The organism is Cupriavidus gilardii (assembly GCF_008801915.1).
Classification (GTDB): Bacteria; Pseudomonadota; Gammaproteobacteria; order Burkholderiales; family Burkholderiaceae; genus Cupriavidus; species Cupriavidus gilardii.
This window is the reverse complement of sequence record NZ_VZOV01000022.1, coordinates 1-21,720: the sequence shown is the minus strand read 5'-3', so window position 1 is coordinate 21,720 and position 21,720 is coordinate 1. Positions and strand designations below refer to the sequence as shown.

Here is a 21,720-nt window from a genome sequence, read left to right as displayed (position 1 = left end):
AGACAGGAGACGCCATGATTCCCGGTGAACTGATTCCCGCCGACGGCGAGATCGAGCTGAACGCTGGCCGCGCGACGATACGGCTGGCAGTCGCCAATACCGGCGACCGGCCGATCCAGGTCGGCTCGCATTTCCATTTCCACGAGACCAACGCCGCGCTGGACTTCGATCGCGATGCCGCGCGCGGCTTCCGGCTCAATATCGCCGCCGGCACCGCGGTGCGCTTCGAGCCGGGGCAGTCGCGCACCGTCGAACTGGTCGCCCTCGATGGCGACCGCATCGTCTACGGCTTCAACGGCAAGATCATGGGAGCGCTGTGATGGCGTTGACGATCGGAAGGCAGGCTTATGCCGAGATGTTCGGGCCGACCACCGGCGACCGCGTGCGCCTGGCCGATACCGCGCTGGTCATCGAGGTCGAGAAGGACTTCACGATCTACGGCGAGGAGGTCAAGTTCGGCGGCGGCAAGGTGATCCGCGACGGCATGGGGCAGAGCCAGCGGCTGGCGCGCGACTGCGTCGACACCGTGATCACCAATGCGCTGATCGTCGACCATTGGGGCATCGTCAAGGCCGATATCGGCATCAAGGACGGCCGCATCGCCGGTATCGGCAAGGCCGGCAACCCCGATATCCAGCCCGGCGTGTCCATCGTCATCGGTCCCGGTACCGAAGTGATCGCGGGCGAGGGGATGATCGTGACCGCCGGCGGCATCGACAGCCATATCCACTTCATCTGCCCGCAGCAGATCGAGGAGGCGCTGATGAGCGGCGTCACCACGATGATCGGCGGCGGCACCGGTCCGGCTACCGGCACCTATGCGACCACGGTGACGCCGGGCCCCTGGCACATGGAGCGGATGCTGCAGGCGGTGGACGCCTATCCGATGAATATCGGCCTGCTCGGCAAGGGCAACGCCAGCCTGCCGCAGCCGATCGTCGAGCAGGTCGAGGCCGGCGCGATCGGGCTGAAGCTGCACGAGGACTGGGGCACCACGCCGGCGGCGATCGATACCTGCCTGTCGGTGGCCGACGCCACCGACGTGCAGGTCGCGATCCATACCGATACGCTGAACGAGGGCGGCTTCGTCGAGGCGACCATCGCCGCGTTCAAGGGCCGCACCATCCATACCTATCACACCGAAGGCGCCGGCGGCGGGCACGCGCCGGACATCATCAAGGTCTGCGGCGAGGCCAACGTGCTGCCGTCGTCGACCAATCCGACGCGGCCCTACACGATCAATACGATCGACGAGCATCTGGACATGCTGATGGTCTGCCATCACCTCGATCCGTCGATCGCCGAGGACATCGCCTTTGCCGAGAGCCGGATTCGCCGCGAGACCATCGCGGCCGAGGATATCCTGCACGACCTCGGCGCGTTCTCGATGATCTCCAGCGATTCGCAGGCGATGGGGCGCGTCGGCGAGGTGATCCTGCGCACCTGGCAGACCGCGCACAAGATGGCGATGCAGCGCGGCAAGCTGCCCGGCGATCCGCACGATGCGCGCGGCGGGCACGACAACTTCCGCGTCAAGCGCTATGTCGCGAAGTACACGATCAATCCGGCGCTGACGCATGGGGTGGCACACGAGGTTGGCTCGATCGAGGTCGGCAAGTGGGCGGACCTGGTGCTGTGGAAGCCGGCGTTCTTCGGCGTCAAGCCGAGCCTGATCCTGAAGGGCGGCATGATCGCCGCCGCGGCGATGGGCGATCCCAATGCGTCGATCCCGACGCCGCAGCCGGTGCACTATCGGCCGATGTTCGCCAGCGCCGGCGGTGCGCTGCACCGGTCTTCGCTGACCTTCGTGTCGCAGGCCGCGCTGGCCGCGGATGTGGGCGGGCGTTATGGGCTGCAGAAGACGCTGTCGGCGGTGCGCGGCACACGCACGGTCAGCAAGCGCGACATGATCCACAACGACTGGCAGCCGACGGTCACCGTCGATCCCGAGACCTATCAGGTCGTCGCCGACGGCCAGCTGCTGACCTGCGAGCCGGCGACCTCGCTGCCGATGGCGCAGCGCTATTTCCTGTTCTGACCATGCACAAGATCGACAAGCATCTTCCCGCGCCGCACGGCATTGCGTCGGTTCTGGTGCGTCGCGCGCCGAAGCTGGTGCTGCCGTTCGGCGACCGCAGCAAGAGCCGCCTGCGCGCCGTGCTCGACAACGGCGAGGAAGCGGCAATCTTCCTGTCGCGCGGCACGGTGCTGCGCGGCGGCGATCTGCTGGTGAGCGCCGACGGCACGTTCGTCGAGGTACAGGCGGCAGCGGAATCGGTGCTGCAAGTACGGGCCGGCGATCCGCACGCACTGATGCGCGCGGCCTACCATCTCGGCAACCGGCACACCCCGGTCGAGATCGGCCGCGATTATCTGCGCCTCGAATACGACCCGGTGCTGGCGGACATGCTGATGCGCCTGGGCGTGCAGGCCGAACGTGCCGAGCTGCCGTTCGAGCCGGAAGCCGGCGCCTACGGCGGCGGCCACAAGCACGGCCACGACGCGACCTTCGCCGAGGACTACGCGGCGGCGCAGGCGGTGTTTCACGAGCATCATGGGCATCCGCACTCGCACTCGCACTCGCACCCGCACCCGCACTCGCACTCGCACTCGCACTCGCATGACCATGATCATTCGCATGGGGATCAAGGACACCATGCCGGCTGCAATCACTCTCACTGAGTCGCTCGCGCTGCCATGACCCAACTCCCGCAACTGCTGTCGCTGCTGCATCTGGCCTCGCCGGCGTTGCCGATCGGCGGGTTCAGCTATTCGCAAGGGCTGGAGGCGGCGATCGAATGCGGCATCGTGCGGGATGCCGACAGTGCGCGGCAGTGGATTCGCGACAATCTGCTGCACGTCCAGGCGCATGCCGAAGGACCGCTGTGGCTGCTGCTGCATCGTGCGTGGCGCGTGGGCGACCGCGATGGCGTGCGGCACTGGAACGATTGGTTTCATCAAAGCCGGGAGACCGCCGAGTTGCGGCTCGAGACCGAGCAAATGGGATGGTCGCTGGCGCGGCTCGTCGCGCAGATGGAATGGGGCGAGCCGGCGTTGCGCGCTGGCCTGGCGGCGATGTCGCCGGTATGCCTGCCGACGGCGTTCGCGGCCGCCTGCGTCGCGCTGCAGGTCGACGAGCGCGACGGGCTGGCGGCCTACTGCTTCAATTGGGCCGAGAACCAGATCGCCGCGGCGATCAAGGCAGTGCCGCTGGGGCAGGTCGCCGGCCAGCAGATCCTGCGCGCCATGCATGGCTGCGTGCTGGACGCCGTGGCCGAGGCAGCGCGCCGCGCCGATGCCGAGCCGCCCGCGTTGTCCACGCTGTCGCCGATGCTCGGCCTGCTGTCGGCGCGCCACGAAACGCAGTACTCCCGGCTGTTCCGCTCCTGAGCGCAGCCGCATATCGAATCGGAAGAGACATCATGACCCGTACCAAGACACTTCCTCCGCTGCGCGTCGGCGTCGGCGGCCCGGTCGGCTCCGGCAAGACCACGTTGCTCGAGATGCTGTGCAAGGCCATGCGCGAGCGCTACGACCTGGTGGCGATCACCAACGACATCTACACCAAGGAGGATCAGCGCCTGCTGACGATCTCGGGCGCGTTGCCGGCGGAGCGCATCATGGGCGTGGAAACCGGCGGCTGCCCGCATACCGCGATCCGCGAGGACGCATCGATCAACCTGGAGGCGGTCGACCGCATGCTGGCGCGCTTTCCCGATGCCGACGTGGTGTTCATCGAATCCGGTGGCGACAATCTGGCGGCGACGTTCAGCCCCGAGCTGTCCGATCTGACGATCTACGTGATCGATGTGGCCGGCGGCGAGAAGATTCCGCGCAAGGGCGGGCCGGGCATCACCAAGTCGGATCTGCTGGTGATCAACAAGACCGACCTCGCGCCGTATGTAGGCGCCAACCTTGAGGTAATGGAAAGCGACGCGCGCAAGATGCGCGGGGAACGGCCTTTCGTGATGGGGAGCGTCAAGTCGGGGCAGGGTCTTGACGCGGTGATCCGCTTTATCGAGCGGCAGGGCATGCTGGCAATGTAGCCCGGCGGCCGATGCCGTCACGCGGCATTTTGTCCGGCGGCGCGCTTGCGGGCGAGGGCACGTGCGACCGAGGCGACCAGATCCTGGTCGTCATTATCGAGCCTTGCCATATAACGCCGCGCATTGCGTTGCGCGGTAGTTTCTTCCGCACCGAACGGCGTGCGCAATTCCTCGACCGTCAATACCGAGTTGTCGCCATCGAACTTCAACATTTCGCCGGGAGGAACGCCGAGGGTGTCGGCCAGCGTGCAGATGTTGATCAGGGCCACGTTGCGCAGCCCGCGCTCGATGCCGCTGAGGTAGGAGCGCGCCATTCCGCTTTCGAGCGCGAGTTTTTCCTGCGACCAGCCCCTTTGTTTGCGCAGGGCCGTTAGTCTTTGGCCAAATAGCTTGAGAGGATCGCCGATCATGGTAAGGGGGAGAGAGGAATTTGAAGGAAGTTAAGGGATTTGCCTGATCGACTCGACATCCTAGAGTCCGTCGCACAATCGGTGTCAGACAACATAACCTTCGATATAAACACTATAGATTGCGTAAAGTGTTGAAAATCTGCGCCGGCATCGGGAAATCAAAAGCACGTAACGCTTTTTTCTCATGTTCGGAGGTGAATGTCATACAGGTATTCACCTGAATCGATCTCTCAATAAACTAAAGAGCAGCGCGTTTTCCTTAAGGACGGGCGACGGCAATCCGCCGACGGTGCCGCCGATGCGAGCCGCGCACCGCGCACTCGAGCGCGTCCAATGAAAAAGGCCCCCAGCTTTCGCTGGGGGCCTTCGGTACCGGAGCTGCTTTCCCGTTCAGCGGCGGGCGTATTGCGTCGCGCCGAACAGGATCTCGCGTTCCTTGTCGGTGTGCAGCGGCTTGCGCTCCCGTGCCAGTACCTCGACGCCGCGCTTGACCGCCGGACGTTCGGCGATCGTATTGAACCAGCGCTTCAGATGCGGATAGTCGTCCAGTTCGATGCCCTGGTTCTGCCAGCTGCGCAGCCACGGGAAGGTCGCGATATCGGCGATCGTATATTCGTCGCCGGCCAGCCAGGGGCGATTCGACAACTGCTTGTCGATCACGCCATAGAGGCGGCGCGCCTCATTGGTATAGCGGTTGATCGCATATTCGATTTTCTCCGGCGCATAGATGCGGAAATGATGCGCCTGGCCCAGCATCGGGCCGACGCCGCCCATCTGGAACATCAGCCATTGCAGCGTTTCGTATTTGCCGCGCACGTCTTCGGGCAGAAACTTGCCGGTCTTGCCGGCCAGATACACGAGGATCGCACCCGATTCGAACAGCGAGATCGGTTTGCCGTCCGGCCCTTCGCTGTCGACGATCGCCGGGATCTTGTTATTCGGGCTGATCTTCAGAAACTCCTCGCCGAACTGGTCGCCGGCTCCGATATTGATGGGGTGCACCTGGTAGGGCAGGCCGCACTCTTCCAGCATGATATGAACCTTGTGGCCATTGGGCGTGGCCCAGCTGTAGACATCGATCATCGAGGAAGCTCCTGGACGGGAGAAAGGCGCCGCAGACTCGGCAGCGCAGCGCCGGTTGAATGGACCGACGCATTTAATCACAGAAGAAAAAAACGCGCAGACAGGCTGCGCGTGGATGGCTCGCTGCCGGCGCAGCTGCCCTGGAGTCGTGCGGCCGGAGGGCCGCCGGATGCTGTTTATCGTGAAGACCGCATCAGCCGCCGCGGGTGACCGGCATCTGGATTTCGTCCGGATTCAGGCTCATGTGCTTGGCCAGTTCCAGCTTGGCGATCGCGTTGCGGTGCACCTCGTCCGGACCGTCGGCCAGACGCAGCGTGCGCTGGTGCGCCCACCACGAGGCCAGCGGGAAATCTTCCGACACGCCGGCGGCGCCATGCACCTGGATCGCCCAGTCGATGACCTTCAGCGCGACATTGGGCGCCACCACCTTGATCATCGCGATCTCGGCCTTGGCGACCTTGTTGCCGACCGTGTCCATCATGTACGCGGCCTTCAGCGTCAGCAGGCGCGCCATCTCGATCTCGCAGCGGGCCTCGGCGATGCGCTCCTGCGTGACGCCATGGCGGGCGATCTGCTTGCCGAACGCGACCCGTTCCAGGCTGCGCTTGCACATCAGTTCCAGCGCACGCTCTGCCACGCCGATGCTGCGCATGCAGTGGTGGATGCGGCCCGGGCCGAGGCGGCCCTGGGCGATCTCGAAGCCGCGGCCCTCGCCCAGCAGGATGTTGTCCGCCGGCACGCGCACGTTCTTCAGCTCGATTTCCATGTGGCCGTGCGGCGCGTCGTCATAGCCGAACACCGGCAGATGGCGCTTGACGGTGATGCCCGGCGTGTCGGCCGGCACCACGATCATCGACTGCTGCTCGTGACGGCCCGCATCGGGATTGGTCTTGCCCATCACGATATAGACCTTGCAGCGCGGGTCACCGGCGCCCGACGACCACCACTTGGTGCCGTTGATCACGTAATGGTCGCCATCGCGCTCGATGCGGCAGCGGATATTGGTCGCGTCGGACGAGGCCACGTCCGGCTCGGTCATCAGGAAGGCGGAGCGGATCTCGCCGCGCAGCAGCGGCTCCAGCCACTTGTCCTTCAGTTCCTCGGAGGCGTAGCGCTCCAGCGTTTCCATGTTGCCGGTGTCGGGCGCCGCGCAGTTGAACACCTCGGGCGACCAGGGCACACGGCCCATGATTTCGCACAGCGTCGCGTATTCCAGGTTGGACAGCCCTTCGGGCGCGCGCTTCGAACGCGGCAGGAACAGGTTCCACAGGCCGGCCTCGCGCGCCAGCGGCTTCAGTTCCTCGATCAGCTGGCTCGGCACCCAGGCGTTGCCGGCCTTGCGATTGGCCTGGATCTCGGCGTGGAAGCGCTTCTCGTTCGGATAGATGTGCTGGTCGAAGAAAGCCAGCAGCCTGGCGCGCATTTCCTTGACCTTGGGCGAGTATTCGAAATCCATGGTGTCTCCTCACAACCCCTGCGATTTGGCCCCGCCGGGGCTGCCGTCCCGCATGAAGGGCGGAGCGGCAGGCGGCGGGCGGGCGCGATATACGCCGACTGAGGCCACTCTATCCGATTCGATGGAATATGAAAAATGAATTTTCTAGATCCGATGGTATCAATCTGCTGCATTCCATGACACAATCGCGGCCATGCAGCTCTCCCGCATCGACCTGAACCTGTTCGTCGTGTTTGACGCCATCTATACCGAAGGCAGCATCACGGCGGCCGCCCGGCAGCTGAACCTGACGCAGCCGGCGGTCAGCCATGCGCTCGGCCGATTGCGCACGCTGTTCGACGACCCGCTGTTCGAGCGGCGCGGGCAGGGCATGGCGCCGACCCCGCTGGCGCGCTCGCTGGCCGGGGAGGTACGCACCGCGTTGCAGTCGTTCGCGCGGACGCTGCAGGACACGCCGCATTTCGATCCGGCGGCGACGGTGCGGCGCTTCACCATCGGCATGCGCGACGCGCTGGAATCGACGCTGCTGCCGCCGCTGATGTCGCGCGTCGCCGCGGTGGCGCCGCACGTCGACATCGCCGCGGTCCGCTTCGACCGCCGCGAGATGGAATCGGAACTGCTGGCCGGCACGCTCGATGCCGCGATCGACATCCTGCTGCCGGTCTCGCCGGCAATCCACCACGCGCAGTTCATGGCCGACCCGATGGTGGTGCTGGCCCGGCGCGACCATCCCTTGGTGAAGAAGGAATTGACGCTGGAGCGCTATCTGGCCGCCGAGCACGTGCACGTGTCGTCGCGGCGGCGCGGGGCGGGGCTGGAAGACCAGGCGCTGCACCGGATGGGCATGACGCGGCGCGTGCGGCTGCGCTGCCAGCACTACGCGGCGGCGTGCCGCATCGTCAGCTGCACCGACCTGCTGGCGACGCTGCCGCTGCGCTATGCGCGCATCGCCAACGAGGCGTACGGCAACCGCCTGCTGACGCTGCCGTTCAAGGTGCCGTCATTGGAACTGCACTTGTACTGGCATGCGGGCGGGGAGAATGACGGCGCCAACCGGTGGTTGCGGGAGCAGCTGGGGGCGGTGATCGGAGAGTTGGGCACGGGTATGGCGGACGTTTCGAGCTGACGAGCGTCCGCCGTTGCCGCCGGGCGGCCGCCATCTGGCGCAAGGCGGCAAGAAGCGGTTCACCCGGCCTGCTATGCGTCATCCGTGGACGTCGTCGTGCCTGTCGTGGCGGTTGTCGCCGATGTAGCGGATGTTCCGGTCGTAGCCGGTGCCTCGGTTGTAGCCGGTGCCTCGGTCGTAGCCCGCACCTCGGTCGTAGCCGGAGCCTGGGTCGTAGCCCGAGCCTCGGTCGTAGCCGGAGCCACGGGTGTAGCCTGTATCGCGGCTGTGGGCGTCGTGGTTGACGTATTGGCGCCAGGCGCCGCGGGTCTCGTGCTTCTTTGGTTCGAGATTGACTGTGCCCGCTTCCTGACGATTCCGTTGGGGATGGGGCCGCCGTCCAGGCTTTGCGGCATGGAGACGAGCGGGCTTCGCGTCGCCATCAGCGCGGTATGCGTCTTCATGAATTTCGCGTTCAACTCTTCGAGTTCCCCAGTCAGCTGCAATCGCTCCTGATGCAGGGCCGCAAGTTGCAGCCGCAGCTTCTCGGTTTCCGCGCGTAATCCATCGCGTTCGGTATCCGCCTGCTGCCGTGCGCTCCGTTCCGCCTCCAGGGTTTGTTGCAACTCTTGCAGCTGGGATTGAAGCGCCTCGACGGTCGGGCCGATCGGCGGCATTTCATCGGGCCGCGGCGGAACATCGAGCGGGCGCGCCGGCACTTCCTGCGGCGGCTGGCCGGCAATCTCGTTTGCTGCTTGATCATTGAGCCCACGCTGGAACGCCCAATGGTCCATGCGTTCCGCAATGTTGGCCTTGACTCTCAATTCGGGAGCCCGGTGAGCCAGCAAGACTTTCAGCGGAGCAACTTCATTGGCGTTTGCCGGGGGCGCTGCCATGGCGCCAGTCAGCTGCCGGGTCGCGTTGGGCCGGCGCGTCAGTCGTTTTGCGGTGATGTGGGTGCACGCGGCGAGATGGTGTCCCAGGCGCCTGTCATGTCCCCGGCCGATCCAGTCTCTGTCACCGAGTTGGGCCGGCATGTAGGCGAGCCCATGACCACGGAAATTTTCCCCGACACACACCTTGATCTGCACGCCGCGGAACAGGCGACCGAGCAGCGGAAGGCTGGCCAGCGCGTTGAGAAGGGCCTGAGCCAGTGTGGTCTTCCGTTCCTTGAGCTTGCTGGCGATTTCAGGGACAGGGCTGTTTGCGTGCAGATAAACGAAGGTCGGCCGCAGTTCCTGCTGACCGCCTTTGCGCTCCAGCGGGATCATCATCCGCACGTCCGCCTTCATCACGGGTTCAAGACCGGTCATCGCGTGCCACTTCGCCGCGGCGGTGAACTCCTTCCAGGTGGCGCTGATATGGCACTCAAGGCTTTTCCCGTCCCTGGCCAGCGTGACATTCATTCCCAGCTGCGCCGCGTCGTGCAGGCGGATGTCGCCGCTGGTGGTGCCCCGGTTCAGCGTCGCCTTCATCGCGTCTTCGGTTGCCTCCCAGAACGCTGGGCTGGCAATCAGGCCCGCTGCTTCATAAAACGCCAGATCGCGAACCTCGACGTCTGATTGATTCTCGAAGGCGCGAGGCAGGGCTTCCGCGATGCCCTTCAGAATGGCGGCGCCCTCCCGGTCGTTGCTATGGCCGATCATTTCCGCCAGCGGCAGGGGGGTCCCATTGACCGACAGCTTGATTCGCTGTTCCTGAAGCAGCAGCCGTTCGGCGTTCTCGATAAAGACGGGAAGCTGCTCGGCGGTCAGTTCCGGAAAATGCAGTTGCGATTCGAACAGGGGTTTGGCGGCATAGGACTGCTGGGTCGGCATCGAAGTCAGGTAGGAAACGGGCATGGTAATTCCTTCGGGCAGGATGGATTCGACGTCCATGGCCGGCATGGCATCAAAGGCGCGCGGACGGTTCTGCGTCGTGGAAGGGTGCTGTCGCGACGAACATGCTGTCGACCCGGCGCCACAACCAACGACGGGTCACATGCTGCTACCGAATTGATGTCTCAACTGTCGGTGGTTGACGGCCGTTTCCGATTTGCGACTTATTCGTATTGAATTTGCTGCGAAGTCAGGCGGCGATGTTGCGCAACGCGGCATCGAGGCGCGTCAGCGTGGCGCCGCAGGGCGCGGCGATCTTCATCGTCAGAAGGGGATCGGCGCGAGTGCGGCCGAGATTGATGGCGACCACCGGCTTGCCGGCCTGCGCAGCGGCGACGCAGAAGCGGTATCCGGAATAGACCATCAGCGAGGAGCCCACGACCAGCAGCGCATCGGCACGGGTCAACGCCTCATGGACCCTGGCCACGCGATCGCGCGGCACCGAATCGCCGAAGAACACCACATCGGGTTTGATGACGCCCGCGCAGCGGCGGCAGTGCGGCACCGTGAAGCCGTGCAGGTCGTCGGGCTCGAGATGCGCGTCGCCGTCGGCCGACGGCACGGCGGACAGGCCGGCGATGGCCGGGTTGGCCGCTTCAAGTTCGCGCTGGATCTCGCCGCGCGGATGCCGTTCGCCGCAAGCCAGGCAGACCACCGAAGCGAGGCTGCCGTGCAGCTCGATCACGCCGGTGCTGCCCGCGGCCTGATGCAGGCCATCGACATTCTGCGTGACCAGCGCCTCGACATGCCCGGCCTGCTGCAGCCGGGCCAGCGCGCGGTGCGCGTCGTTGGGCAACGCGCGCGACATGATCGGCCAGCCCACCATGCTGCGCGCCCAATAACGCTGCCGGCGCGCGTGCGATTCGAGAAATTCGCGGTGCTGGATCGGCGTGCTCGCACGCCAGTTGCCATCGGCATCGCGATAGCCGGGGATGCCCGAGTCGGTGCTGATGCCGGCGCCGGTCAGCACCAGCAGCCGCGGGTGGCGGCGCACGAAGTCGATCAGTGCGTCGGCATCGCCATGGGGCGGGCCGTCGGTTGCGTTCGAGGCCGCAATCGAGGAGGCAATCGGTGCGGCAATCGGGGCGGCAGCGCCCGGCATCTGGTGGGCGGTCACGACGAGGATGCCTGCTCGGGATGCCGCACCAGCCAGTCCTTCAGCTCCTGCCGGTAGCGCTCCATTTCCTCGTAGTAGAAGTCGAAGATGCAGGGGCTGCAGCCGCTGCCGCAGCAGGCGTCGTCGTCGGGCCGGTTGGGCGGCAGCGGGCGGGGATCGTCGAGAAGAGAAGGGGCGGACACAGCGAACGGGCGAAAACCTATAGCAACGGCCAGTATACGCTTGCCGTTCCGGCCTTGCCCGTGGCTGCACAGGCCCGAAGGGCCTGTGGCCGCCCTCAGTCGAGCTTGATGCCGGCCTGCTTGACCACCGCGGCCCAGCGGGTCTTTTCGGTGGCGAAGAAGCGGTTGGTTTCCGCCGGCGTCATCGTCACCACCTCGGCGCCCTGGCCGGCCAGCTGCGCGCGCACTTCGGGCGAGCGGATGATGCGCACGAGCTCGGCGTTCAGGCGCGTCACCGCGGCGTCCGGCATCCTGGCCGGCGCCATCACGCCCTGCCAGGTGCCCGATTCGAAGTTGGCGACGCCCTGTTCGGCGATCGTCGGCAGATTGCCGACCAGCGGCATGCGCGTGCGCTTGGAGACCGCGATCGCCTTCAGCTTGCCGCTCTGCACGTGCGGCAGCGTGGCCAGCATGCCGTTCATCAGCACCTGCGCGGTGCCGCCGACCGTATCGGCAATCGCCTGCGCGCCGCCCTTGTACGGCACGTATTGCCATTTGGCGCCGGTGGCCTGCTGCACGGCCACGCCGGCCAGATGCGGGGCGCTGCCGATCGCGGTGACGGCGAAATTCAGCTCGCCGCGCTTGGACATCTCGACCAGGTCCTTCAGCGTATTGGCCTGCACCGACGGGTTGACCACCAGCATGTGCGGCGAGTAGGCGAGCATGCCGACGCCCTTCAGGTCCTTGGCCGGATCGAAGGTCAGCTTGGTATAGACGGACGGGCTGATGGCCAGCGCGCCGACGTCGCACAGCAGCAGCGTGTGGTTGTCGCCCCCGGACTGCGCCACGAACGCGGCGCCGACGTTGCCGTTGGCGCCCGGACGGTTGTCGACCACGACCGGCTGGCCCAGCGCCTCGCCCAGCTGCTTGCTGATCAGGCGGGCGATGATGTCCGACGACCCGCCGGCGGGATAGGGCACCACCAGCCGGATCGGGCGGTTAGGCCAGCTGTCGGCGGCGAACGCCGGCGCCGCCAATGGCGCGGCGGCAGCGGCGAGGGCGGCGGTGGAGGCGATTCTGAGGAAGCGGCGGCGTGCGTGCATGATGTCTCCGGAACGGGTTATTTGTCAGTCGTCATACAACAATGGTCGCCATCATAAGAGGCCATATGCGCGCCGTCCAGCAGGGAAGCACGGAAATTTCGCCGGATTCAGGGAAATCCCGGGGGGCTCCAAGGCGTTGATGTTATATGTCGTCAGACAATGCGACGTGCATGCTGCACGAGCGCCACACAACGACAAAAGGGCCGGCGCGGCTCATCGCCGCACCGGCCCTCGTCAGACCGCCGTGGATCGCCGGTGTCCGGCTCAGGCGATCCGCTGCTTCGCCTTCTGCGCGTACTGCCAGCCCATCTCGGCCATCGGCCGGGCCCGCTTGCCGGCATCGACCGCCTGCGCCGACGAAGCGGTGCCGTCGACCACGCGCTTGGCGATGCCCTGCAGGATGCCGGCGATGCGGAACATGCTGAAGGCCAGGTAGAAGTTCCAGTCGCCGGTGATCTGGCGCCCGGTGCGCTGCTCGTACATGCGGCGGTAGGTGGCCTCGTCCGGAATGCCGAGCGCGGCGTAGTCGAGCCCGGCGATGCCGCGGAACTGGCCCGGCGCGATATGCCAGCTCATGCAGTGATAGCCGAAGTCGGCCATCGGATGGCCCAGCGTCGACAGTTCCCAGTCCAGCACCGCGAGCACACGCGGCTCGGTGGGGTGGAACATCAGGTTGTCGAGCCGGTAGTCGCCATGGACGATGCTGGTCAGGTCCTGGTCTTCCTCGGGGATATGGTGCGGCAGCCAGTCCATCAACGCGTCCATCGCGTCGATCTTCTCGGTCTCGGACAGCTTGTACTGCTTGGTCCAGCGCTCGATCTGGCGCGCGAAGTAATTGCCCGGCTTGCCGTAGTCGCCCAGCCCGATGGCCTGGTAGTCGACGGTATGCATCGCGGCGATCACGCGGTTCATCTCGTCGTAGATCGCGGCGCGCTCGCTGGTGCTCATGCCCGGCAGCGACTGGTCCCACAGCACGCGGCCGTTGACGTATTCCATGATGTAGAAGGCGCGGCCGATCACGGCCTCGTCCTCGCACAGCGCGTACATGCGCGCGACCGGCACGTCGGTGTTCGCCAGCGCCGCCATCACGCGGTACTCGCGCTCGATCGCGTGCGCCGACGGCAGCAGCTTCGACTTCGGCCCCGGCTTGGCGCGCATCACATAGGTGCGGCCCGGGGTGATCAGCTTGAAGGTGGGGTTGGACTGGCCGCCCTTGAACTGCTCGACGGTCAGCGGGCCGGCGAAGTCCTCGACATGGTCGCGCAGCCAGGCCTCGAGCGCGGCGGTATCGAAGCGCTGCTGGTCGGCGACCGGGCGCGTGCCCTCGAAGTGGGAAAGATTGCTGCTCATGCTGTCTCCGGTGTCTTTTTTATCGGGATCGGTGCGGCTTCAACGATAGTTCGGCTTGCGCTTCTCCAGGAAGGCGCTGATGCCTTCGCCGCCGTCGGGGTGATGCAGCGCGGCGACGAAGTTCTCGCGCTCCTGCGCCAGATGCGCGTTCAGCGACAGCGTGCCGGCCTGATTGATCAGACCCTTGATGCGGCCCATCGCGTGCGAGGACTGCGCCGCGAGCGACTGGCCCAGGCGCAGCGCTTCGCCGAGCGCATCGCCCGGCTCGGTCACGCGATTGACCAGGCCGAATTGCGCGAGCCGCTGCGCGTCTACGGTCTTGCCCTCGATCAGCAGCTCGGAGGCCAGCTGGCGCGGCAGGGCGCGCGCCAGCTCGTACGAGCCGCCGCCGTCCGGCGTCAGGCCCACCTTGACGTAGGCCATCACGAACTTGGCATTGCTGGCCGCCACCACGAAATCGCAGGCCAGCACCAGCGAGAAGCCCGCGCCGGCGGCAGCGCCCTCGACGGCCGCGATGATCGGCTTCGGAAACGCATGCAGGCTCTCGATCCAGGCATGCAGCATCGTGATGCTGTCGGCCTGCACCTGCGGCGGCTGCGCGCGGTTGCCCAGCAGCCGGTTCAGGTTGCCGCCGGCGCAGAACATGCCGTCGGCGCCGGTCAGCACCACCGAGCGGATGCCGTTATCCTGCTCGGCAGCCTGCAGGGCTTCCTTCGTCGCGAGGTAGATCTCCGGGCCGAGCGCATTGCGCATTTCCGGATTCGAGATGGTCAGCACCAGCGTCGCATCGACGCGTTCGGACAGCAGTTGGGCAGGCATGGCGGCTCGGCTCGGTGGCGTGGTGGGAGAGAAGGAAGGCCCGGGGAAGGGCGGAAAGGAAGCGTCAGGCTTCCTCGGTCAGCAGCGACAGGCCCAGGCTCGCGCGGCGCCACAGCCACGGGCTCGGACGGTAGCGCATGTCGCCGGTCAGCCGCTCCATATTGCGCAGCACCTCGAGAATCAGCTGCGGGCCGATCGCATCGCCCAGCGCCAGCGGACCCTTCGGGTAGCCGAGGCCCAGATTGACGGCAAGGTCGATGTCCGACGGCGTCGCGATGCGCTGCTGCGCGATATCGGAGGCGATATTGACGATGCACGAGACGATGCGCTGGGCGACGAAGCCGGCCGAGTCGCGGATCACGGTGACCGGCACGCCGTCGCTGGCGAACAGGCCGTGCGCCGCGTCGCGCATTGCGGCGCTGGTGGCGGGCGTCGTCATCAGCGTGCGCCGCTTGGTGGCCTCGAACGGCAGCAGCGTGTCGATGGCGACCACGCGGCTCGCGTCCAGGCCCTGCTGCAGCGCGCAGCTGGTGGCATCCAGCCCCAGCGGCGTGACCACGATCAGCGCCTCGGCCGACGGGGCGTTGCCGCCTTCGGGCGTGACGCCCATCGCGGTCAGCAGCTTGACCACCATCGCATGGCCGCGCTCGCTGTCGCGGCTGACCCAGATGCTGGCCGGCCGGGCGCTCGGCACCGGTGCGGTGGCAGGGACCTGCTTCTGGCCATCGGCGTAGCGGTAGAAGCCCGCGCCGGTCTTGCGGCCCAGCAGCCCGCCGACCTGACGGATCGCCGTGATCGGCGACGGCCGGTAGCGCGGCTCCTGGTAGAACTGGTTGTAGATCGACTCCATCACCGGGTGCGACACGTCGAGCCCGGTCAGGTCCATCAGCTCGAACGGGCCCATGCGGAAGCCCGCCTGCTCGCGCATGATCGCGTCGATGTCGGCGAACTCGGCCACGCCTTCCTGCGCAGCCTTCAGCCCCTCGATGTTCATGCCGCGGCCGGCATGGTTGACGATGAAGCCGGGCATGTCCTTGCAGCGCACCGGCGTATGGCCCATGCGGCGCGACAGCGCCATCAGCGCATCGCCGACCGCCGGATCGCCGGACAGGCCGTCGATCACCTCGACGACCTTCATCAGCGGCACCGGGTTGAAGAAGTGATAGCCGACGACGCGCCCCGGGTGCCTGGCGCCGACCGCGATCGCGGTGATCGACAGCGACGACGTGTTCGACGCGATTACCGCGTTCTCACGGACGATCGCTTCGAGCTTGGCAACGAGATCGCGCTTGACGTCGAGCCGCTCGACGATGGCCTCGAGCACCATGTCGCAATCGGCCATCTCCTCGAGCGCGCCGCACGGCTGCACGCGCGCGAGCGTGGCGGCGGCATCGTCGCTGCTGATCTTGCCCTTGTCGGCGAGCTTGGCCAGCGTGTCCTGCAGATACTGCCGGGCGGCCGCCACGGCCTGGGGATTGGTGTCGAACAGGCGGACGGTCAGGCCGGCCTGCGCCGCGATCTGGGCAATACCCCGGCCCATTGCGCCGGTGCCCACGATGCCGAGGGTGTCGATAGTCAAAGTGCTCATCGTGCTTCCAAAAAGTTGTGGTTAAATTAGCACGCTCGTGCGGTTTTTGCACTCGTTGCGTGAACACTGCCGCGCCGGCGCGTGCGCTGATCGGCCAGACAAGCCGAGGCGCGGCCACCGATCCCGTCAGGGAGAACGCAGCACAACAAAGGAGACATACCGATGCTGAAGCTCTGCGGCTTTGCCGCCAGCAACTACTACAACAAGGTCAAGCTGGCGCTGCTGGAAAAGAATGTGCCGTTCGAGGAGGTGCTGGCCTGGATCGGCGAGACCGACCTGAACGCCTCGCCGCTGGGCAAAGTGCCGTACATCGTCGCCGATGGCGGCACGCTGTGCGAATCGGAGGTGATCGCCGAGTACCTGGAGGCGGCCTATCCGCAGACCCCGCTGCTGCCGGCCGATCCGCTGGCCGCCGGCAAGGTGCGCGAGCTGGTCACCTACATGGAACTGTATCTGGAGCTGACCGTGCGGGAGCTCTATCCCGAGGCGTTTTTCGGCGGCAAGGTCAGCGACGGGGTCAAGGAGCGCCAGCAGAAGCTGCTGACCCGCTACATTCCCGCGTTCGCCAAACTGGCGAAGTTCTCGCCGTATGTGGCCGGCGACAGCTTCACGCTGGCGGACTGCGCCGCGGTGGTGCATCTGCCGCTGGTGTCGGCGTGCACCAGGATCATTTACGGCACCGACATGCTGGCCGACCTGCCGGTCAAGGACTATCTGAAGCGGATGAGCGAGCGGCCGACGGTGCAGAAGGTCAACGCGGACCGCAAGACGAACACCGAGTTGATGCTGAGCCGGAACAAGCCGTAAGAGCGCGAGCGCGGTTTGGAACCACGCCCCTCCCCTCAGCGGGAGGGGGCAACGGGCGGTCGCATCGCGCCGACCGCCCGTTCAAACTCACAGCTTGCGCAGCCGCTCCAGCGCGAGCGCCAGCGTCTCCTCCCGCTTGGCGAAGCAGAAGCGCACCACACCGGATTCGCGTGGCTGCGAATAGAACGCCGACACCGGAATCGCCGCGACGCCGATCTCGCGTGTCAGCCACATCGCGAAGTCCGCCTCGCTCATGTCCGAGATCGCCGAATAGTCGACGCACTGGAAATACGTGCCGTCCGACGGCAGCAGCCTGAAGCGCGTATCGGCCAGCCCCGCGCGGAAGTAATCGCGCTTGGCCTGGTAGAAGGCCGGCAATTCGAGATAGGGCGCGGGGTCCACCATGTAGTCGGCCAGGCCGTGCTGCACCGGCGTATTGACGGTGAACACATTGAACTGGTGGACCTTGCGGAATTCGGCCATCAGCGCGGCCGGCGCGGCGACATAGCCGACCTTCCAGCCGGTCACGTGATAGGTCTTGCCGAAGCTCGACACGACGAAGCTGCGCCGCGCCAGTTCCGGATGGCGCGCCACCGACTGGTGCGACTGGCCGTCGTAGACCATGTGCTCGTAGACCTCGTCCGACAGCAGCAGGATATCGGTGCCCGCCAGCAGCTCCGCCAGCTGGCGCATGTCTTCCTCGCGCCAGATCGTGCCGGTCGGGTTGTGCGGCGTGTTGATCAGGATCATGCGCGTGCGCGGCGTGATCGCGGCCGCGAGGCGGTCGAACGGAATGCGGAAGTGCGGCGCGTCGAGCGTGACCGGCACCGGCTTGCCGCCGGCCAGTTCGATCGCAGGCAGATAGCTGTCGTAGCACGGCTCCAGCACGATCACTTCGTCGCCCGGATGGACCGCGCACAGGATCGCGGTCAGCAGCGCCTGTGTCGCGCCGGCTGTCACCGTGATTTCGCTGTCGGCGTCGTAGGCGCGGCCATAGAGCTTGCCGATCTTGTCGGCGATGGCCTGGCGCAGCTTCGGCACGCCCGCCATCGGCGGGTACTGGTTCAGGCCGCCCTGCATCGCGCGCGTGACCGCGTCGACGATCTTCGGATCGCAGTCGAAGTCCGGAAAGCCTTGGCCCAGGTTGACCGCATTTTTCTCGGCGGCAAGCGCCGACATCACGGTGAAGATGGTGGTGCCTACATTGGGCAGGCGGGAGGGGGGAGGGCGGAGCGGGGCGTCGGCGGACATGGCGTCAATCGTCAAATCGTCAAATCGTCAATCGGATGGCAGGGAAATCGAGGCGGCCACAGGCGGCGCGACAAGCGCAGGCGATTCTAGCGCGCCGGCCGCGCGGCCAGCCACGGCGCGAAGGCCTGCGGCGTCAGCACCGCGACGCCGCTGCTGCGGCGCAGCCGCCCCGCGAGCTTGAGTACCGCCTTGTCCTTCGACACCAGGCAATCGGCGCCGGCGAAGTGCGCCAGCTCGATGAACTTCTGGTCGTCGCCGTCGCGGCAGCGCGGCAGCCGGATCGCCTCGGCCTGCGTCGGGCAGGGCGGCGCGACCGCGGTCGTCAGCCTGTCGACAGTGGCCAGCGCCTCGTCGATATCGACCTCGAAGCGGGCGAACTGCGGGTAGGCCAGCACCCGTCGCAATTCCTCGCGGCAATCGGCTCGGATCAGCGGTGCGATGGCGCCATCCCGCAGCGCGGTGCGAATCGGCTCGGCGTGCGGATCGCGGAAGACCAGCAGGTCGATCCAGACGTTGGAGTCCAGTACCACGCGGGGGGCGGACACGGCGGGCGGCGGCGAAGCGCCGTTGGCAACGGAGTCGGTGTCGGATGCGATGTCCGGCCCGGTAGAGGGGTTGTGCATTCGTTACAATCTGGACTTTGTTTCTGCCGCATTCTGCCATGTTGATCGTTCTGTCGCCCGCCAAGTCGCTGGACTACGAGACGCCGCCCCGCGTCCGGCCCCCGCTCAATGCCAGCCACCTGCCGCGGCTGATCCCGCGTTCCGCGCAGCTGATCGAACGCCTGCGCGCGCTGGCGCCGCAGGAAATCGGCACGCTGATGGACATCTCCGACAAGCTGGCGGTGCTGAACGCGACGCGCTACGCCGACTGGACGCCCAAGTTCACGGTGCGCAACAGCAAGCCCGCGGTGCTGGCCTTCAACGGCGATGTCTATGAGGGGCTGGACGCGCCGAACCTGTCCGACGACGACCTGGCCTTCGCGCAGCGCCATCTGCGCATCCTGTCGGGCCTGTACGGCGTGCTGCGGCCGCTGGACTGGATGCAGCCGTACCGGCTCGAGATGGGCACGCGGCTGGCCAACGACGCCGGCAAGGACCTGTACGCGTTCTGGGGCGACGACGTGACGCAGCTGCTGAACAAGGATCTTGCCGCGCTGAAGGGCGAGGGTGCGCCCACGCTCGTCAATCTGGCTTCCGAGGAGTACTTCAAGGCCGTCCGGCCGAAGGTGCTGGACGCGCGCGTGATCACGCCGGTGTTCGAGGACTGGAAGGGCGGCCGCTACAAGATCATCTCGTTCCACGCCAAGCGGGCCCGCGGCACGATGGCGCGCTTCGCGGTGACCCGGCGCATCACCGATGCGGCTGGCCTGAAGAAATTTGCCGAGGACGGCTACGCCTACGACGCGAAGGCGTCCGACGCGACGCGCTGGGTGTTCCGCCGCCGGCTGGAAGACTGAGGCCGCGCCCGTTGCCTTGGCCCGCTGGCCACACGCGCGGCCGGCCAACCACGAATTCGTCTTGCGAGGCTCAGACATGAAGACCGCAGCGCTGCATATCTCCAGCCGGTTCGATTCCGGCGCGATTGAAGTCGAGGCGCTGGACCGCGCCGACGATATCCGGCTGCGCATCCGCGCCGATTCGCATGCCGACTTCCGCCAGTGGTTCCATTTCGGGCTGCATGGCGCGGCCGGCCAGCCCTGCCGGCTGCAGTTCCTGAACGCCGGCGATTGCACCTATCCGGACGGCTGGCGCGACTACCGCGCCGTGGCCTCGTACGACCGCGTGCACTGGTTCCGTGTGCCGACGCGCTTCGACGGGCAGGTGATGACGGTGGAATTCACGCCGGTCCACGACAGCGTCTGGCTGGCCTATTTCGAGCCGTATCCCGAGGAGCGCCATCTGGCGCTGCTCGGCACCTGCCAGCGTTCGCCGCGTGCGCGGCTGAGGCATCTGGGCAGCACGGTGCAGGGCCGCGACATGACCGTCGTGACGATCGGCGCGCCGCCCGAGGGCGCCAGTGGCGGTGGCAATGATGGCCGCAAGACCATCTGGATGATCGCGCGCCAGCATCCGGGCGAGACCATGGCCGAATGGTTCGTCGAAGGGGTGCTGCAGCGGCTGACCGGCACCGGCATCTGGGCCGGCGACGGCGTCGCCGAACGGCTGCTGCAGAAGGCCGTGTTCCATATCGTGCCGAACATGAATCCGGATGGCTCGGCGCTGGGCAATCTGCGCACCAACGCGGCCGGCGCGAACCTGAACCGCGAATGGATGGCGCCGAGCCTCGAGTCCAGCCCCGAGGTCCATCACGTGCGCCGCGCGATCGAATCGACCGGCTGCGACCTGTTCTTCGACATCCACGGCGACGAAGGGCTGCCGTACAACTTCATCGCCGGCAGCGAGATGCTGCCGAGCTTCACCGAGTCCCAGCGCGCCGCGCAGGCGCGTTTCGTCGAGGCGTTCAAGCGCGCCACGCCGGACTTCCAGGACGTGCATGGCTATGCGGCGAGCAAGTACAACGCCGATGCGCTGAAGCTGGCCTCGAAGTACATCGGCCACGCGTTCGGCTGCCTGTCGCTGACGCTGGAGATGCCGTTCAAGGACAACGCCGATCTGCCGCAGCCCGAGGTCGGCTGGAACGGCGCCCGCAGCGCGCTGCTCGGGGCGGCGATGCTGCAGGCGATCCTGGCGCAGCTGGACTGAACGCCGCCGCCGAAGGCGGCCGTGATGCCGCGGCGATGCGGCGGGGCAGCGTCAGCGCGACGGCTTGCTGGTCTTTTTCGTCGACTTGCTGGAAGAGGTCGACTTCGCCGCGGCCTTCTTCGTGCTGGCCGACGACTTGGCCGACGTGGCCTTGCCCGGGCGGCTCGACCTGGTGGCCTTGGCCTTGCGGCCCTTGGCCGTGGCATTGCGCGCCGGGGCGACGCTGACGGCCGGCCTGGCGGCCGGCTCGACGATGATGTCGCCGTCGTCGTCCAGCAGTTCGTAGGCCAGCATCATGCCGTCGTCATAGCCGCAGCGGACCTTGACCGGGTCCCAGCGCGACTGCCCGTTGCGGCGGTGCGCGGCGGCCGAGAAGGTCACCACCGAGGTCACCGGCACCGCCTGCTTGCCGCGCGAGAAGCGGCCTTCCCAGCTCTCGACCGCCGCCTGGCCCGACGCGAGCGCGCCGGTCGGAATGCGCAGCGCGTCGTAGGTCGCCGAGCGCGGCACCACCCAGCTCGCGTGCGCGGCGCAGTCGGCCACATCGGCGCTGGCGTTCTCGCTCTGCATCAGCTGCTGGCGCATCTGCGCACGGTATTCGGCCAGGCTGACGCGGCCGGTGGGCGGCAGCGTGACGGTCCTGGTCGGGGAGTTGTCGTTGTCCGGCGGCGGTACCGCCTGCTTGTCGGAGTAGGAAGTCGCGCCGCGCGGTGCGGGCGCCGGGGCCTGCGGTGCGGGGCTGGCGGCGGGGGCCTGGGCCTGCTGGCCGGCGGCGTCGCCGGACTCGGAGGGCGCGGTGGCGCAGGCGGCCAGCATCAGGGCGGCGGCCGCGGCGGCGAGGG

Annotated in this window: 22 protein-coding genes; 9 read left to right on the top strand and 13 right to left on the bottom strand. The window is 66.8% G+C overall.

Going from position 1 to position 21,720, the window contains the following annotated elements:
• Nucleotides 1-14: 14 nt before the first annotated feature.
• The 5 genes from F7Q96_RS21160 to ureG are packed head-to-tail and all read left to right on the top strand — an operon-like array spanning nucleotide 15 to nucleotide 4,046.
• On the top strand, nucleotides 15-320 hold the full coding sequence (locus F7Q96_RS21160; RefSeq protein WP_053821456.1) for an urease subunit beta: 306 nt from the start codon (nucleotides 15-17) through the stop codon (nucleotides 318-320).
• Complete coding sequence (ureC, locus tag F7Q96_RS21155; protein ID WP_053821457.1) at nucleotides 320-2,038, top strand: urease subunit alpha; 1,719 nt, start codon at nucleotides 320-322, stop codon at nucleotides 2,036-2,038. Before F7Q96_RS21160 ends, ureC begins: the two co-directional genes overlap by 1 nt.
• Nucleotides 2,039-2,040: 2 nt before the next feature.
• Nucleotides 2,041-2,682 carry an urease accessory protein UreE gene (gene ureE, locus F7Q96_RS21150; RefSeq protein WP_053821458.1) on the top strand — a complete coding sequence of 214 codons (642 nt, stop codon included), beginning with the start codon at nucleotides 2,041-2,043 and terminating at the stop codon, nucleotides 2,680-2,682.
• Nucleotides 2,683-2,697: 15 nt separating this feature from the next.
• A complete protein-coding gene (locus tag F7Q96_RS21145) occupies nucleotides 2,698-3,390 on the top strand; it encodes an urease accessory protein UreF (RefSeq protein ID WP_053821459.1) in 693 nt (230 codons plus the stop codon).
• A 32-nt stretch (nucleotides 3,391-3,422) separates the two neighbouring features.
• Entirely contained in the window at nucleotides 3,423-4,046 is a 624-nt protein-coding gene (gene ureG, locus F7Q96_RS21140) for an urease accessory protein UreG (RefSeq protein WP_151023248.1), read from the top strand.
• A gap of 17 nt (nucleotides 4,047-4,063) precedes the next feature.
• On the opposite strand, the gene F7Q96_RS21135 is transcribed toward ureG, so the two are convergent.
• The 3 genes from F7Q96_RS21135 to F7Q96_RS21125 all read right to left on the bottom strand — a co-directional run bounded on the left by F7Q96_RS21135 (nucleotide 4,064) and on the right by F7Q96_RS21125 (nucleotide 6,995).
• On the bottom strand, nucleotides 4,064-4,456 hold the full coding sequence (locus tag F7Q96_RS21135; RefSeq protein ID WP_023263593.1) for a helix-turn-helix domain-containing protein: 393 nt from the start codon (nucleotides 4,454-4,456) through the stop codon (nucleotides 4,064-4,066).
• 390 nt (nucleotides 4,457-4,846) lie between these two features.
• Complete coding sequence (locus F7Q96_RS21130) at nucleotides 4,847-5,539, bottom strand: glutathione binding-like protein (protein WP_006578009.1); 693 nt, start codon at nucleotides 5,537-5,539, stop codon at nucleotides 4,847-4,849.
• Nucleotides 5,540-5,732: 193 nt separating this feature from the next.
• Nucleotides 5,733-6,995, bottom strand: a complete 1,263-nt coding sequence (locus tag F7Q96_RS21125; protein WP_053821460.1) for an acyl-CoA dehydrogenase family protein — start codon at nucleotides 6,993-6,995, stop codon at nucleotides 5,733-5,735.
• A gap of 193 nt (nucleotides 6,996-7,188) precedes the next feature.
• Between F7Q96_RS21125 and F7Q96_RS21120 the strand changes: the two genes are divergently transcribed.
• On the top strand, nucleotides 7,189-8,121 hold the full coding sequence (locus F7Q96_RS21120; protein ID WP_151023246.1) for a LysR family transcriptional regulator: 933 nt from the start codon (nucleotides 7,189-7,191) through the stop codon (nucleotides 8,119-8,121).
• Between the two features lie 71 nt (nucleotides 8,122-8,192).
• Here the strand turns inward: F7Q96_RS21120 and F7Q96_RS27060 are convergent, their stop codons facing one another.
• From F7Q96_RS27060 to F7Q96_RS21085, 7 genes are all read right to left on the bottom strand, one after another.
• Nucleotides 8,193-9,977, bottom strand: a complete 1,785-nt coding sequence (locus F7Q96_RS27060) for a hypothetical protein (RefSeq protein WP_193392490.1) — start codon at nucleotides 9,975-9,977, stop codon at nucleotides 8,193-8,195.
• A gap of 190 nt (nucleotides 9,978-10,167) precedes the next feature.
• Complete coding sequence (locus F7Q96_RS21110; protein WP_170265916.1) at nucleotides 10,168-11,079, bottom strand: NAD-dependent protein deacetylase; 912 nt, start codon at nucleotides 11,077-11,079, stop codon at nucleotides 10,168-10,170.
• 11 nt (nucleotides 11,080-11,090) lie between these two features.
• Nucleotides 11,091-11,276: an oxidoreductase-like domain-containing protein gene (locus tag F7Q96_RS21105; protein WP_053821463.1), complete on the bottom strand. Its 186-nt coding sequence runs from the start codon at nucleotides 11,274-11,276 to the stop codon at nucleotides 11,091-11,093.
• Nucleotides 11,277-11,371: 95 nt separating this feature from the next.
• Nucleotides 11,372-12,358: a Bug family tripartite tricarboxylate transporter substrate binding protein gene (locus F7Q96_RS21100; RefSeq protein WP_053821464.1), complete on the bottom strand. Its 987-nt coding sequence runs from the start codon at nucleotides 12,356-12,358 to the stop codon at nucleotides 11,372-11,374.
• 264 nt (nucleotides 12,359-12,622) lie between these two features.
• Nucleotides 12,623-13,708, bottom strand: a complete 1,086-nt coding sequence (locus F7Q96_RS21095; protein WP_053821465.1) for a phosphotransferase — start codon at nucleotides 13,706-13,708, stop codon at nucleotides 12,623-12,625.
• 39 nt (nucleotides 13,709-13,747) lie between these two features.
• A complete protein-coding gene (locus F7Q96_RS21090) occupies nucleotides 13,748-14,527 on the bottom strand; it encodes an oxepin-CoA hydrolase, alternative type (RefSeq protein ID WP_053821466.1) in 780 nt (259 codons plus the stop codon).
• 64 nt (nucleotides 14,528-14,591) lie between these two features.
• Entirely contained in the window at nucleotides 14,592-16,115 is a 1,524-nt protein-coding gene (locus tag F7Q96_RS21085; RefSeq protein ID WP_053821467.1) for a 3-hydroxyacyl-CoA dehydrogenase, read from the bottom strand.
• 162 nt (nucleotides 16,116-16,277) lie between these two features.
• On the opposite strand from F7Q96_RS21085, the gene F7Q96_RS21080 reads away from it, so the two are divergent.
• A complete protein-coding gene (locus F7Q96_RS21080) occupies nucleotides 16,278-16,922 on the top strand; it encodes a glutathione S-transferase (protein ID WP_053821468.1) in 645 nt (214 codons plus the stop codon).
• A gap of 87 nt (nucleotides 16,923-17,009) precedes the next feature.
• Here the strand turns inward: F7Q96_RS21080 and F7Q96_RS21075 are convergent, their stop codons facing one another.
• Together F7Q96_RS21075 and F7Q96_RS21070 are read right to left on the bottom strand one after the other, a co-directional pair.
• Nucleotides 17,010-18,173 (bottom strand): pyridoxal phosphate-dependent aminotransferase, encoded by a 1,164-nt coding sequence (locus F7Q96_RS21075; RefSeq protein WP_053821469.1) that lies wholly within the window; start codon nucleotides 18,171-18,173, stop codon nucleotides 17,010-17,012.
• An 86-nt stretch (nucleotides 18,174-18,259) separates the two neighbouring features.
• Nucleotides 18,260-18,796 carry a putative toxin-antitoxin system toxin component, PIN family gene (locus F7Q96_RS21070; RefSeq protein WP_053821470.1) on the bottom strand — a complete coding sequence of 179 codons (537 nt, stop codon included), beginning with the start codon at nucleotides 18,794-18,796 and terminating at the stop codon, nucleotides 18,260-18,262.
• Nucleotides 18,797-18,834: 38 nt separating this feature from the next.
• Between F7Q96_RS21070 and yaaA the strand changes: the two genes are divergently transcribed.
• Together yaaA and F7Q96_RS21060 are read left to right on the top strand one after the other, a co-directional pair.
• Complete coding sequence (gene yaaA, locus F7Q96_RS21065; protein ID WP_053821471.1) at nucleotides 18,835-19,632, top strand: peroxide stress protein YaaA; 798 nt, start codon at nucleotides 18,835-18,837, stop codon at nucleotides 19,630-19,632.
• 76 nt (nucleotides 19,633-19,708) lie between these two features.
• Complete coding sequence (locus F7Q96_RS21060) at nucleotides 19,709-20,878, top strand: M14 family metallopeptidase (RefSeq protein WP_053821472.1); 1,170 nt, start codon at nucleotides 19,709-19,711, stop codon at nucleotides 20,876-20,878.
• Between the two features lie 51 nt (nucleotides 20,879-20,929).
• Here the strand turns inward: F7Q96_RS21060 and F7Q96_RS21055 are convergent.
• The coding region (locus tag F7Q96_RS21055) for a BspC domain-containing protein (RefSeq protein WP_151023245.1) at nucleotides 20,930-21,720 on the bottom strand (791 nt) is incomplete at its 5' end.